This window comes from Rhizobium subbaraonis (assembly GCF_900220975.1).
GTDB classification, from domain to species: domain Bacteria; phylum Pseudomonadota; class Alphaproteobacteria; order Rhizobiales; family Rhizobiaceae; genus Mycoplana; species Mycoplana subbaraonis.
The window spans coordinates 16,723-30,050 of the sequence record NZ_OBQD01000028.1 but is presented as its reverse complement, the minus strand read 5'-3'; the positions used below and the strand labels follow the sequence as shown (position 1 = coordinate 30,050).

The following is a 13,328-nucleotide window of genomic DNA, read 5'->3' as shown; positions in this document are numbered from 1 at the left end:
GGCCAGTGCGCCGTGGAGCCACCCGCTCAGGCCGCGCGGGCCTCTGCGATCGCCTTCTTCAGCCCCTTCTCATCCAGCACACCTGCGAACGTGGTCCGGCCGATGACGAAGGAAGGCGTACCTGCGAAGTTGAAGGCGAGCGCCTGGCTGTAGTTGCGGTCGAGCAGCCCCGAGATCTTGGTGCTGTGCTTGTTCACGGCGGCAGCAATTTCCTTCATCGTGAGGCCGGTGCTCGTGAGCGCCTTCTCCACGGCTTCTTCAGTCAGTTTGCCCGTCGTCTTCATCAGCGCCTCCATTGCAGGCTCGTACTTGCCGATCTGGGCGGCTCCGAGAACTGCCTGGGCAGCAAAGATCGAGGCACCGCCGAAGACGGGCCAGTCCTTCAGCACCAGCCGGACATTGCCGTCCTCGCGAACGACCTTCTCGAGCATGGGATGGATCTTCTTGCAGTAGGGGCACTGGTAATCGAAGAATTCGACGACCGTGACGTCCCCTTTGGGATTGCCGAGAACTGGTGCGTCCGGATCATGGAAGACGGTCTTTTCGGTGATCTCCTGGCCGAACGCCAGGCGCGGGAGGACGGCAGCCACTGCGGCAGTGCCCGCGGTGACGGCGAGCAGGTTTCTGCGGGTAATCATTCATACTTCTCCTTTTCGCGATTCTTCAGGTCCGAGCACGACGACCTTGGAGCCCTTCGGCACGCGGCGATGCAGGTCGATGATGTCGTGGTTCAGCAGCCGGATGCAGCCGGACGAGACCGACTTGCCGATGCTCCAGGGTTCATTGGTCCCGTGGATTCGATAGAGCGTGTCCTTGCCGCCCTGGTAGAGGTACAGGGCACGTGCTCCCAGAGGGTTCTTGATGCCACCCTCCAGGCCCGATGCTAAAGGGCCGTAGCGCTCCGGATTGCGCTTGATCATGTTCTGGGTGGGCACCCAGCCCGGCCACTGCGCCTTACGGGCGATATCGGCCTCGCCCTCGAATTCCATGCCGGCCTTGGCGACGCCGACGCCGTAGCGCATCGCCTTGCCACCCTCCATGACGAGGTAAAGAAAACGGGAGTGGGGATCGACCACGATAGTGCCTGCCGGATAGCCGGTCTTGTAGTCCACAACCTGGCGGACATTCTTCGGATCCATCTTGGAGACGTCGACGCCGGGGATGGTTTCGTCTCCATCCTTGATCGGCGCATACATACTGGCCAACGACGGGTCCGCTTTCGGGGCTTCGACCTTTGCGGGCTCCGCGGCGGTCTGCGCGCAGGCCGACAACCCCATGACGAAAAGCGAGGCGGTCAACGGTCGCCACAGATCGGCCGCTCGGGCAGGGATCATTCGGATATTCCTTCTTCAGATTTGAGTTCCTGGATCTTCTGCGCGAGAACCTCGCGGGAAATCTCGCCGAGGTGAGAGCCGGCCAGCGTGCCGTCGGCTGCTAAGAAGAGTGTTGCGGGCAGACCGACCGCCGAATAGTGGCGGCTGAGCAGAAGCTGCGGATCGAGCACCGCCTGCGGCAGATCGAGGTTCGCACTCCGGAGGTAGTCAGCGATCTTGGCCGCCTGCTCGCCCTGGTTTGCAAAGACGAAGTCGACATCGGCCATGTTGGCAGCGAGTTCCGCCATCATCGGCAGTTCGCGGCGGCAAGGCGGGCACCACGTCGCCCACAGGTTCAGAACCGTAGGACGACCGTTGGCACCGATCCCTCTTTCGGCACCATCAAGTGTCCGGAAGCTGGAGGTGACGGGCGCTAGCTGCGGGTCAGAATAGGTCAACGCCAGCGTCGCCGCTGTCGCAACCATGCCAGCGGCAAGGCTAGCCACGGCCCATCCGACAAGCTTTCGGCTCTTCAGGAACAGCAGGACCAGCACCACGGCGACGCCTGCGGCCCCTCCGCTCCAGGAGAACCCGCCTTGCCACACCGCAAGGATCCGCCAAGGCTCCGAAGCGAAGCTCCCGGCATGCTGCAGAACATGCCCCAGGCGCGCCGCCGCCAGTCCGACCAGAGCCGTCCAAGACGACCAGCGTCCGAGCCTGTCGTCGACCCGGTGGGCAAGAACGGACGCTGCAGCGAGAAACACGACCATGCCCACGATGGCAGCGAAGCGCTCGGCGTCGAACGCGAAGGGACCGAAGGAGACGGCGTTCATCGAAGGGCGCTCTTGGCTGCTGATGCAGACGTCGTAACGGTGTCTGCACTGATCTCTCCCACCAGCCTGCTGTCGGCAATCTCATCGTTGTTGCCGTCGAGGAACAGCATTGTCGGGGGCCCGACGACCTGAAGGTCCTTCATCAGCGACTGGTTGGCCTCGGTGATCTCACTGAGATCCACCGAGATCAGGCGGATGCCGTCCAGCGCGTTCACCACCGTCGGGTCCGGAAAAACGGATCGCTCGATCACCCGGCAGGTGACGCACCAGTCGGCCGTGAAGTAGACAAGCGAGGGGGTGTCTCCCGCGTCGGCTGCCAGCAGCGAGGACAGTTCGGAGGAGGAGGCAGCGAACTGGAAGGAATCCTTGTCAATCGCTTTCGTTGGTGTTGCGTCTCCGGAGCGCGCGACAGTGATGGGCGCGAGAGGCTTCAGAGGATCGGTTGCGCCCGAAAGGCCGCCAATCGCTAGCATGACGCCGTAGAGAGCGGCCAACATGCCAGCAGATTTGGCAAATCGTGCAGCGCTGCCGGCCTCAGGTCTCATCTGATCGAAGGCTCCGATGAAAACCCCGAAGGTGATCGCCAGGATAGACCACAACAGAAGACCAGTTCCGGCAGGCAGCAGACGGTCCACGAGCCAGACCGCGGTGGCGAGGAACAGGAAGCCGAAGACCTGCCGGACCCGTTCCATCCATTGTCCTGCACGCGGAAGCAGGCCCGACCCGAAGGTCCCCATCAGGATCAAGGGGATGCCCTTGCCGATGCCGAGCGCGAACAAGGCCGTCGCGCCGAGGACGACGTCTCCGGTCTGCGCAATGTAGAGAAGCGCGCCGGCGAGCGGAGCCGTAACGCAAGGTCCGATCACCAGAGCGGATGAGAATCCGAGCGCTGCCGAAGACGCCAGTGAACCTCCCGAATCGCGGCGTGGGGCGAGCCGGTTCCTGAGAAAGGAGGGAAGCTGGAGTTCGAATATCCCGAAGCTTGAAAGTGCCAGAGCCACGAAGATGGCTGCAACGACGAGTGTGGCAGCGGAAGACTGGAGCGCGATCTGGAAGCTCTGACCCCACCATGCAGCGACCACGCCGAAGAGACTGAAGGCAGCCGCCAAAGAAAGGACGTAGGTTGACGACAATACAAATCCACGTCCAGCCGACAGGCTCTCGCCCTCCCTCGAAAGGGTCGCGGCGAGGATAGGGTACATGGGAAACACGCATGGCGTGAAGGCCAGCAGGACGCCGAGCCCCATGAAGCCGGCGACCAGCAACAGCACTCCACCGCGATCGAGCAGAGATCCCACGAGTCCGTTGGAGGACTGGTCAGAGATACGGATTGCAGCCGTGTCGGCGGGTTCCGGCGCGGCTTTGGACACCAGAGGAAAGGCTGCCTGTGACTGAAGCGCAGTCTGAAGACCAGCCGGTTTTTTGCTGGCTACAGGCGTCAACGCAGCAGGGTCGAGATCGACCGTGGTCGGAGGATAGCAGAGACCGCCATCCTGGCAGCCCTGGTAGGTGACCTTGACGAAACCAGTGACCGGTCCGGCGATCGTTGCCGTAGCCGTCCCATAATAAACCTCGGTGCTTCCGTATCCGGGATCCTCCTTGATGACGCCCGGCGGGGTTGTCATTTCGAGAGGTCTGCCGTCGGCGTCTTTCACACTGAGGTATTCTCGGTAGAGATAGTAGCCGTCTTCAAGCTGCCATCTTAATGCGATGTCAGGACCGTCGCGTCCTGCCTCCATGCGAAAGGCCTGATCCATTGGAAGCGGCGGTTCGATAGCTGACGCCACCGCCGAGACGGCTAAGGCCACGATGAAAGATGAAACCGACAGGAAGAAACGCAAGGTCCGCTCCGTTGCTTGGGTTGGAGCGGCGGTCTCTCCTCCCAACCTTAAGGCAGCCTTAAGGTAGCCGGCGCAGGGAGGACGCGAAGTCAGATGAGGATGTGATGCGCCTGCTGGTCGTGGAAGATGACGAGATCCTGTTGGACGGCCTGAAGGTCGGGCTGCAGATGTGCGGCTTCACGGTCGACGCCGTGACATCGGTTGCCGATGCCGACGCTGCGATCGAGGCCGACAGATTTGATGCCGTCATCCTGGACCTGATGCTCCCGGACGGAACTGGCCTCGATGTACTGGCAAGGATGCGACGGTCCGGCGACCGCACCCCTGTTCTCCTGCTGACTGCGAAGGACGAAGTTGCCGATCGAATAGCAGGGCTGGACTCGGGAGCCGACGACTATCTCGGAAAACCTTTCGATCTCGACGAGGTCGCTGCCCGGCTCCGTGCCATCGTCCGTCGTGGACACGGCAGGGCCACAGGGCTTCTCGAATGGAAGGACGTGAGCCTCGACCCGGCGCGCATGTCCGCATCGCGTGACGGCATGGCGATCTCCCTCTCGCGGCGGGAGTTCGTCATCCTGCAGGCGCTGATGGAGACGCCCGGCGTCATCCTGTCCCGGTCTAATCTCGAGGAGAAGCTTTATGGATGGCAGGAGGAGATCGAGAGCAATACGGTGGAAGTTCACGTCCACAAGCTCCGATCCAAGCTGGGCGCGAGCTTCATCGAGACCGTTCGGGGCGCAGGCTATCGATTGAGGGCGGCACAATGAACTCCATACGGATCCGGCTGTTTGCAATCCTGATTGCCACGACCGGCGCGGTGTGGCTCTTCGCTGCCGCCTGGATCTATGCGAGCACGCAAGCCGAAGTCGAGCGCGTACTGGACGCGCGCCTGATGGAAGCGGCACGCATGGTGAGTTCGCTGATCACGGATCACCAGATCGATCCCTCCGCGGCAGCCAATGCGGCAACTGCCGATACTCCCCCTCCGCCATTTAAGGAAGCCGGCGGCGGCTATAGCCGTCAACTTTCCTGCCAGATCTGGTCGCTTCAGGGCAGCCTCGTCAGCCGCTCTGAAAGCGCGCCTGCAACCTCGCTGGCGAGCCATACAGATGGCTTCGAAGAAACGGAGATCGAAGGAGAACGGTGGCGGGTCTACGCCGTCGTCAATCCCACGCTTGGCGTCCGTGTGCTGGTCGGTGACAGTCTTGAGATCCGAGACCGGCTGATCGGCGACGTCATCAAGGGACTGCTTCTCCCCGGGATCGTCATTCTCCCCGTCCTGGCAGCGTTGATCTGGTTGAGCGTCGGGCGTGGCCTTGCTCCACTGACGCGTATTGCCGAAGGGCTTGCCGGCCGTTCTGCATCCGAACTCCACCCGGTGGATGCGGGATCGGTTCCGCGGGAGGTTCGGCCGGTCATCCGGGCGCTGAACAGCCTGTTCGGTCGCGTGGCTGAAGCGCGCGACCGCGAACGGAGCTTCACCGCCTATGCAGCGCATGAACTGAAGACGCCGCTCGCAGGTCTCAAGACCCAGGCGCAGGTGGCCCTTCGAACCGACGAACCGAGCGTCCAGCGTGACGCGCTGTCTCGCATCTCCACCAGCGTCGACCGAACCAGCCGGATGGTCAGGCAGCTTATCGATCTTGCCGCCGTAGATGCGTCGCAGGACGTCACGAGCGATGAGGAGGTCGATATCGCAGTCCTTGTCGGGGAAGTGGCCTGGGAGTTGGAGAACCAGCTCGCAGCGAACGACGTCCATGTGGCGATGGAACTTTCAGACCAGGCTCAGCCACCCACCGTCATCCGGGGCGACAGGATCCTTGTTCGTCTGGTCCTCCGCAATCTGCTTGAAAATGCCATCCAGCATTCCCCAAAGGCCGGCGAAGTCAGGTGCCGCGTCCTGGCGAGGACAAACGAAGTCTGCGTTGAAATCCTGGACCAGGGACCGGGAATTAAGCAGGAGGACGAAAAGCGCGTCACGGAACGCTTCTTCCGGGGATCAAAGGCGCATGGTCATGGTAGCGGGCTTGGATTGTCGATCGTCCAGATGGCGCTCGCCCGTCTAGGCGGAAGCCTGACCTTCGAGAGAGGTGCTCGCTGGTTTGTTGCGAAGGCGTCGTTTCCGATCTGAGCCCTTGGCGGCTGGCCCTGTCCTGTTGCGCTTATGGACCCCGTCTGACCCCGACGGCTCGTAGCGCAGCATCGAGCCTGTTGCCGCCCTTGGCGTCGAAGTCACCTCTGAGCGCTTTCAACGCATATCGCTCCTGGTTGATTTCCTCCGCCGTCCGAAACCCCATGCGGCGCAATACCGGCAGGGGCGGACACCAGCCTTGGATGGCGTGCTGGAACAGGAAGCCGGTTACGATTGCCGGCAATGCAGCCATCGTTTGTCTACTGTCGCCGCCAAAATGGTCCCTGTGAATGCCAAAGAGGAGGCATTTGCTTCGAGCGTCCGCTCGATGTCCCACTCCCGATCAAGTTCCGCGAGCCTCGCTGCGATCTGGTCGGGGTGGGCTTCGTAGTAGGCGAGCCTCTCTTCCATCTGCCAGCGAAGGCGGTTGTTGATCTCGTCGGATGTCTGGGCGCTGACCCGGTTCGCTGTCGTGGCCATGGTTTTGATCTCCTTTGCGCGGGAACCCCAGGGGAAGCACAAAGTTCCGTGACCGGCCTTGAAGGTGACTCACTATATAATATATTAGAACGTATAACGATATTTACGCGGAGCTAGTTATGCCTGTCACCAGTGTATCCGAGAAGCTTTCGGTCTCGTCTCAGCCAAGCGTCGAAGACATCCGTTCGCTGCGCGCGAACGGGTTCAAGACACTTATCAATAATCGCCCGGATGGCGAGGAGCCCGGACAGCCGGGAACCGAAGCCGAAGCGCAGGAAGCAAAGCACTGCAACCTGTCCTATGCGTTCATTCCAGTCACCGGAGCCACCATCACCGAGGCGGACGTGCGCGCCTTCCAGCGCGCGATCGATGAATCTAAGGGCCCCGTCTTCGCCCATTGCAAGACCGGCACCCGGTCGCTGAACCTCTATGTGATCGGAGAGGTCCTCGACGGCCGCCTGCGTGCCGACCAGGTCATGGACTTCGGACGTGAACGCGGCTTCGACACAAGGGGCGCTGCAGCCTGGCTGGAGAAGCAGGCCCCCCGCCGACCGCAGGTCAAGGGCTTCTTCGACAAGCGCACCTGGAGCGTCCAGTATGTCGTCTCCGATCCGGAGACGGGCAAGTGCGCCATTGTCGACCCGGTTCTCGACTTCGATGAGAAGGCAGGTGCGACGGCGACGCTCAATGCCGACGCCATCCTCGACTACGTCCGCGCCCAAGGACTGACGGTCGAGTGGATCCTGGACACCCATCCGCATGCCGACCACTTCTCGGCCGCCCAGTACCTGAAGGAGAAGACCGGCGCGCGCACCGCCATCGGCGAGCGCGTCGTGGACGTGCAGAAGCTGTGGAAGGGTATCTACAACTGGCCCGAGCTTGCCACCGACGGATCGCAATGGGACCAACTGTTCGCCCACGGCGATACGTTCAAGGTCGGGTCTATCGATGCGAAGGTGATGTTCTCGCCCGGACATACGCTCGCCTCCATCACCTATGTGATCGGCGACGCAGCCTTCGTCCACGACACGCTGTTCATGCCCGACAGCGGCACGGCGCGTGCCGACTTCCCCGGTGGTGATGCACGGGTGCTGTGGAGGTCGATACAGGACATCCTCGCGCTCCCGGACGAGACCCGGATCTTCACGGGCCACGACTATCAGCCGGATGATCGGGCGCCTCGGTGGGAAAGCACCGTGGCCGAGCAGAAGAAATCCAACCCGCATCTTGCCGGCGTGAGCGAGGAGGAGTTCGTCGCTCTCAGAACCAAGCGTGACAAGACGCTGCCTATGCCAAAGCTCATCCTGCATGCCCTGCAGGTGAACATCCGCGGCGGGCGTCTGCCGGAGCCGGAAGCCAACGGCAAGCGCTACCTCAAGTTCCCGCTCGATGCATTGCAGGGGGCGGCATGGGAATGAGCACCGACCTGAAGGCAATGTTGAAGGCAGGGCTTTCCCCGGTCGAAATGGCGAGCCGCGCCGAAGAGGTGGCAAACCTCCTCAAGACGCTGTCCCATCCGGCGCGGCTGATGATCGTCTGCACGCTGGTGGAGGGAGAATACTCGGTCGGCGAGCTTGAAGAGAAGCTCGATCTGCATCAGCCACATTTGTCACAGCACCTCACGGTGCTGCGTGGCTCCGGCATCGTCGAGACACGGCGGGACGGCAAGCAGATCTTCTATTCCCTGACCGAGGAGAAGGCGGCCCAGCTGGTCGCCGCCCTCTATGACATCTTCTGCGTGAAGGACCACACATGAGCCAGTATCTCCCATCATTGACCGGCGGCATGCTGATCGGCCTGTCAGCGGTCATGCTGCTGCTCCTCAACGGCCGGATCGCCGGGATCAGCGGCATCGTCGGCCGTCTTGCCCAGGGTGTCGGCCTGACCACCAACCTGGCCTTCGTGCTCGGCCTGCTGCTCGGGCCATTGGCCTACCTTGTCATGTTCGATGGTTGGCCAGAGGTCGAGATCACTGCAGGCTGGCCGCTGATCATCGTCGCCGGGTTGCTGGTAGGATTCGGCTCGCGGATGGGATCCGGCTGCACCAGCGGGCATGGCGTCCTCGGGCTGGCCCGCCTGTCGCCGCGCTCGATCGTGGCTGTCGCCACCTTCCTGACAGCCGGCGTGGTTGCCGTTACCCTTCTGCGAGGTCTTGGATCATGAACCGGAATATCTACCAGTTCGCTGCCGCGCTCGCATCAGGCATCGTCTTCGGTTTCGGCCTGTCCCTCTCCGGGATGCTGAACCCGGCACGCGTCCAAGGCTTCCTCGACATCTTCGGCACGTGGGATCCAAGTCTTGCCTTTGTTCTCGGCGGTGCCGTCGTCGTCGCATTCATCGGTGTTCAGGTGATGAAGCGGATGCGACACCCGGCCTTGGGCGACAGCTTCCATGTCCCGACCAATCGGCAGATCGACCCGCCGCTCATCATCGGATCCGCCCTGTTCGGCCTCGGCTGGGGGATCGGTGGCTTTTGTCCCGGCCCGGCGGTCGCGTCGCTGCCCATCGGCATCCCCCAGACGGTACTGTTCGTCATCGCCATGCTGGTGGGCATGACCTTGCACGACCGAGTATGGAGCAGACGGACGTGACCACCTCAATTCTTGCGGCAGTCGGCTCCGGCGGGATCGTCGGCTTCATGCTCGGCCTGCTCGGCGGCGGTGGGTCGATCCTAGCGACGCCGCTCCTCCTCTACGTCGTCGGCGTCACGCAGCCGCATGTTGCCATTGGAACGGGCGCGCTTGCGGTTGCCGTGAACGCCTTTGCCAACTTTGTGAGCCACGCGATCAAGGGGCATGTCTGGTGGCGGTGCGCGGCCGTCTTCTCCGCGCTTGGCGTGGTTGGCGCGCTTGCCGGCTCAAGCCTCGGCAAGGCGATGGACGGAGACCGACTGATCTTCCTGTTCGGCATCCTGATGGTGGTTGTGGGCGCTCTGATGCTCAAGCCCAGGAAGGCAGTTGCGATCGAATGCCGTCCTGTCGACCTCCGGATGTGCCTCGCCACCGCGGCCGTCGCATTGGCCGCGGGCGCGGCATCCGGCTTCTTCGGCATCGGCGGAGGCTTCCTGATCGTTCCCGGCCTGATGCTGGCGACCGGCATGCCGATGATCAACGCGATCGGTACCTCGCTCCTCTCCGTCGGCGTGTTCGGGCTGGCGACCGCCTTGAACTACGCCAGCTCCGGTCTGGTGGATTGGTGGCTTGCCGCCGAGTTCATTGGTGGTGGCATCATCGGCGGCGTGCTCGGAATGCTCCTCGCCACACGCCTCAGCGCCTACAAGAACATCCTCAACCGCCTGTTTGCCGCGCTGATCTTCGTGGTCGCAGCCTACATCCTCTATCGCAACTGGGGGACGTCGATGATTGGCTGAGGGCGGCCAATCTCAATGTGGCGACCTCCTGGCGCCTCATAGCGGTGCCGGCGCCGAGTGAACGTCTATTCAGGACGCCGTTAACAAAGCGACACTTACTCGGACAGAAGCAAGGACCGGCGCTGCCACATGCACAGGGGCCGCTCCTTAAGGCTGCCTTAAGGTGAGCAGGTCAAGCGACAGCTTTTGAAGGAACTCCAATGCGCCTCTTCATTGTCACCAATCTCAGACCCACCCTGATGCTGTTCACAGCGCTGCTGTTCGGTTCTGCACCACAGATCGCCGCAGCCGAGGATGTCCCGCAGCCCCAAGAGTATCCCCGGATCCTGAAGGCGATCGAGCAGCAGGGACTGACAATCCTTGGAGAGATGAAGGTGCCAGGCGGTCTGAGAGCATTCGCCGCAAAAGCTGGCGCTCAACCTCTGGCACTTTACCTCACCCCGGATGGCGAACATGTGGTCGTTGGCACACTTGTCGACGCAGCAGGACAGGACATGGCGGAGACCCAACTCAAGGAGATGGTAGAAGCGCCGATCTCGGAAGAGGGCTGGCAAAAGCTTGAGCGATCCACATGGGTGAAGGACGGAAGCCCAAACGCGCCAAGGATCGTCTACGTGTTTACCGATCCAAACTGTCCCTACTGCCACCAATTCTGGAAGTCTGCCAGACCATGGGTCGAAGCGGGCAAGGTGCAGTTGCGGCATGTCATGGTCGGCGTGATCAGACAGGATTCGCCTGCCAAGGCGGCTGCCATTCTTGAGGCTAAGTCTCCTGAGGAGGCATTGGCCGAAAACGAACACAAGTACGAGGACGGCGGCATCGCCCCTTTGGAAACGGTCAGCCCCGCAATGGCGGAAAAGCTTGAGCACAATGCCACCCTGATGACCGAGCTTGGCTTTTCCGGCACCCCTGCGATTGTCTTCAGGAAGGCAGATGGTAGCATCGGACAGATGGCTGGTCTGCCTCAGGATGCCGCGCTCGAGATGATCTTGGGTTCGAGATAGCTTAACCCGCTCCGCTCTTCTATGTCTGCAATGGGCCGCACAGCGACAAAGCGTGCTATGATCCGACCGCCTGAAGAGAGGCGACGTGGTGGGAGGTGTGGCGGAGGCTTTGGCATGGACACCGCCGTACTGCGTAATCGATATCCATGGAACAAGGGAATTCTAGTCGGCCAGAAGCGGCCACTGCAGCCGAAGAACGTGTGGTCGATCCGCGTTCGGCTCGAAATGAGCGGCGCGATCCGTGAACTGGCGCTCTTCAATCTTGCCATCGACAGCAAGCTTCGCGCGTGCGATCTCGTCAGGCTGAGGGTTGAGGACTTGTGGTCAGGTAGCTCGATCCGGGATCGGGCGACCATCATTCAGAAGAAGACCAAGCGGCCCGTGCAGTTCGAGGTCACCGAGCAGACGAAGACCGCGCTGATGGCGTGGCTACCCTTCGTTCGAAGGAACGGCGGCAGCTATCTGTTTCCGAGCAATCGGAAGAGGTCGCAGCATCTTTCGACAAGGCAGTATGCTCGGATTGTCCAGCGATGGGTCGCGTCAATCGGGCTCGATGCCAGCGCATATGGCACCCACTCCATGAGACGAACCAAGGCAGCGCAGATTTACAAGAAGACAGGTAACCTCCGAGCTGTCCAGATTCTACTCGGTCACACGAAGCTGGAAAGCACGGTCCGATACCTCGGCGTTGAGGTGGACGATGCGCTCAGGATTGCGGAGCAAATTGAGCTATAGGCTCTTGACCATCGGCGACAGCCGGTGGTCTCTCTCGCGCCAAAACCCGACGTAGTCCCACCCGTTGATGAAGGACCTATTTCGACCTCATCTCGGACCGATAGTTTGGTTGTCTCCGTGACTCCAAACCCGCCATCGGGTGACACCGATCATGGACTTAAACGGGGTCGGATGCAGGTGCGATACGCGCTTATGAAAAGTGAGGCCAAGCTCTGGCAGGGCAAGCAGTTGGCTGTAGGAGCAAGCACACGAAGTCAGTTTAAGAACCGCTGGTCGGGGAACACTACTGTAAAGCAGCAACCCCCATCACCAGGGTTGGGAGCGGCAGAAACATGCCCGCCGAGTTGGTTCGCGAGAGCCTTGACCACCTTCATTCCAAGACCGCCTGAGTTGTGGTCCAGATCGAAGCCAACAGGCAAGCCGTTGCCGTCGTCCCTGACGCTGAGTTGGTGAGCGCCACCCCTGAACTCGTAGACAACGTTGATCTCTGTCGCGCCGTGCTTAGCAGCGTTGGTGACGAGCTCATTCACAATTAGACCAATTGGCTGGATGCTTTCCGTGGGAACGTTTCCTTCATCGCCATCCACCTTCACGAGCTTGTCGAGGATGTGGGAGAGATCGCCGCACAACCGACGCAGGAAACCCACGCAGGATATCTCGTCGGCAGCTTCGGTGTAGAAGTTCTGGTGAACCCGGGCGACCGCCCCCACACGATTTGCCGCCATCTGCAACTGCTCCGAGGCGGCAGGCGGAAGATCGGGCAGACGACCCTGCATGTTCAGCATAGCCGAAACGAACTGAAGGCTGTTCTTGACGCGGTGGTCGATCTCACGAGCCATGATTTCCGCTTTGGCGACCGCCTGCCGTGCGGATAAGCGCAGTTCCATTTGGTCCATCACCACCGAGGCAAGGTCTCTGAGCTCATCAATCTCGCCCTCAGTTATTGGACGGACTTCCTTGTCGATGATGCACAGCGTACCAAGATTGTAGCCATCGCTGGTCCTTAGCGGAACACCTGCATAGAACCGGAGCCCGAACTCCCCCGCAACCAGTGGGTTCGCGAGGGAGCGGGGATCGACCTTGGCGTCGGTAAGGATGTAGGGGTCCGCAGACAGAATGGCGGAGGCGCACAGCCCCGGATCGCGTCCGATCTGCTCCACCGGTACGCCGTGGTGCGATTTGAACCAGATGCGGTCGTGATCCACAATGCTGATGATGGAGATCGGCACCTTGAAACGGCGGGCGGCGATGGCAGTGATCCGGTCGAACGATCCGTCCGCCGGCGTGTCGAGTATGTCGTAACGCTTTACCGCAGCAATGCGCTGCGGCTCGTCTTCGGGAATGATACTCGGTTCAACGTCCAAGGCGGTGCTTCCACTTTTTGACAGGTATCGACCGCTACAGCCATCCATGGGCGGCGTGCCATCATTGTTAGGACATATGTGGTAGTGCATCAACCTTGTCTTCAAACCGGCACATGAGCCACCAGTAGGCTTCCATTCTGAAGGAGTGGCCGAACGTCATTCGCCGGATAGATTTTCAATTGCCGCGGCAAGCGTGCTAATGTCCGCACTATACGGTGGTTGCCCAGCAGCGGACAGACGGCTGACCACCCCCTCTC

Annotated in this window: 14 protein-coding genes and 1 pseudogene; 9 read left to right on the top strand and 6 right to left on the bottom strand. The window is 61.5% G+C overall.

Annotated elements, in window-relative coordinates; translation table 11 throughout:
- Positions 1-26: 26 nt before the first annotated feature.
- The 4 genes from CRO48_RS27655 to dsbD are packed head-to-tail and all read right to left on the bottom strand — an operon-like array spanning position 27 to position 3,987.
- Positions 27-638, bottom strand: coding sequence for a DsbA family protein (locus tag CRO48_RS27655; protein WP_077549659.1), 612 nt, complete (start codon positions 636-638; stop codon positions 27-29).
- Complete coding sequence (locus tag CRO48_RS27650; RefSeq protein WP_097142929.1) at positions 639-1,334, bottom strand: L,D-transpeptidase; 696 nt, start codon at positions 1,332-1,334, stop codon at positions 639-641.
- Positions 1,331-2,146, bottom strand: coding sequence for a TlpA disulfide reductase family protein (locus CRO48_RS27645; RefSeq protein WP_077549658.1), 816 nt, complete (start codon positions 2,144-2,146; stop codon positions 1,331-1,333). The genes CRO48_RS27650 and CRO48_RS27645 overlap by 4 nt, the downstream gene beginning before the upstream one ends.
- Positions 2,143-3,987, bottom strand: coding sequence for a protein-disulfide reductase DsbD (gene dsbD / locus CRO48_RS27640; RefSeq protein ID WP_097142928.1), 1,845 nt, complete (start codon positions 3,985-3,987; stop codon positions 2,143-2,145). The genes CRO48_RS27645 and dsbD overlap by 4 nt, the downstream gene beginning before the upstream one ends.
- Before the next feature lie 104 nt (positions 3,988-4,091).
- Between dsbD and CRO48_RS27635 the strand changes: the two genes are divergently transcribed.
- Complete coding sequence (locus CRO48_RS27635; RefSeq protein WP_077549657.1) at positions 4,092-4,754, top strand: response regulator; 663 nt, start codon at positions 4,092-4,094, stop codon at positions 4,752-4,754.
- On the top strand, positions 4,751-6,118 hold the full coding sequence (locus CRO48_RS27630; protein ID WP_097142927.1) for an ATP-binding protein: 1,368 nt from the start codon (positions 4,751-4,753) through the stop codon (positions 6,116-6,118). Before CRO48_RS27635 ends, CRO48_RS27630 begins: the two co-directional genes overlap by 4 nt.
- Positions 6,119-6,149: 31 nt before the next feature.
- Here CRO48_RS27630 and CRO48_RS27625 read toward each other — a convergent pair.
- Positions 6,150-6,598, bottom strand: a pseudogene (locus tag CRO48_RS27625) (hypothetical protein).
- Positions 6,599-6,717: 119 nt separating this feature from the next.
- On the opposite strand from CRO48_RS27625, the gene blh reads away from it, so the two are divergent.
- From blh to CRO48_RS27590, 7 genes are all read left to right on the top strand, one after another.
- A complete protein-coding gene (gene blh, locus CRO48_RS27620) occupies positions 6,718-8,016 on the top strand; it encodes a bifunctional sulfur transferase/dioxygenase Blh (RefSeq protein ID WP_097142926.1) in 1,299 nt (432 codons plus the stop codon).
- Positions 8,007-8,354 carry a sulfite-sensing transcriptional repressor BigR gene (bigR, locus tag CRO48_RS27615; RefSeq protein ID WP_097142925.1) on the top strand — a complete coding sequence of 116 codons (348 nt, stop codon included), beginning with the start codon at positions 8,007-8,009 and terminating at the stop codon, positions 8,352-8,354. The genes blh and bigR overlap by 10 nt, the downstream gene beginning before the upstream one ends.
- Positions 8,351-8,761, top strand: coding sequence for a YeeE/YedE family protein (locus CRO48_RS27610; RefSeq protein ID WP_097142924.1), 411 nt, complete (start codon positions 8,351-8,353; stop codon positions 8,759-8,761). Before bigR ends, CRO48_RS27610 begins: the two co-directional genes overlap by 4 nt.
- A complete protein-coding gene (locus CRO48_RS27605; RefSeq protein WP_097142923.1) occupies positions 8,758-9,189 on the top strand; it encodes a YeeE/YedE family protein in 432 nt (143 codons plus the stop codon). Before CRO48_RS27610 ends, CRO48_RS27605 begins: the two co-directional genes overlap by 4 nt.
- Positions 9,171-9,968, top strand: a complete 798-nt coding sequence (locus CRO48_RS27600; protein WP_097142922.1) for a sulfite exporter TauE/SafE family protein — start codon at positions 9,171-9,173, stop codon at positions 9,966-9,968. Before CRO48_RS27605 ends, CRO48_RS27600 begins: the two co-directional genes overlap by 19 nt.
- Before the next feature lie 200 nt (positions 9,969-10,168).
- Positions 10,169-10,972, top strand: coding sequence for a thiol:disulfide interchange protein DsbG (dsbG, locus tag CRO48_RS27595; RefSeq protein WP_077549651.1), 804 nt, complete (start codon positions 10,169-10,171; stop codon positions 10,970-10,972).
- A gap of 114 nt (positions 10,973-11,086) precedes the next feature.
- The gene (locus CRO48_RS27590) at positions 11,087-11,707 is read left to right on the top strand and encodes a tyrosine-type recombinase/integrase (RefSeq protein WP_097142921.1); all 621 of its coding nucleotides are present in this window, start codon (positions 11,087-11,089) and stop codon (positions 11,705-11,707) included.
- 254 nt (positions 11,708-11,961) lie between these two features.
- Here CRO48_RS27590 and CRO48_RS27585 read toward each other — a convergent pair whose 3' ends face one another.
- Positions 11,962-13,071: a sensor histidine kinase gene (locus tag CRO48_RS27585; RefSeq protein WP_176526923.1), complete on the bottom strand. Its 1,110-nt coding sequence runs from the start codon at positions 13,069-13,071 to the stop codon at positions 11,962-11,964.
- Positions 13,072-13,328: the final 257 nt, after the last annotated feature.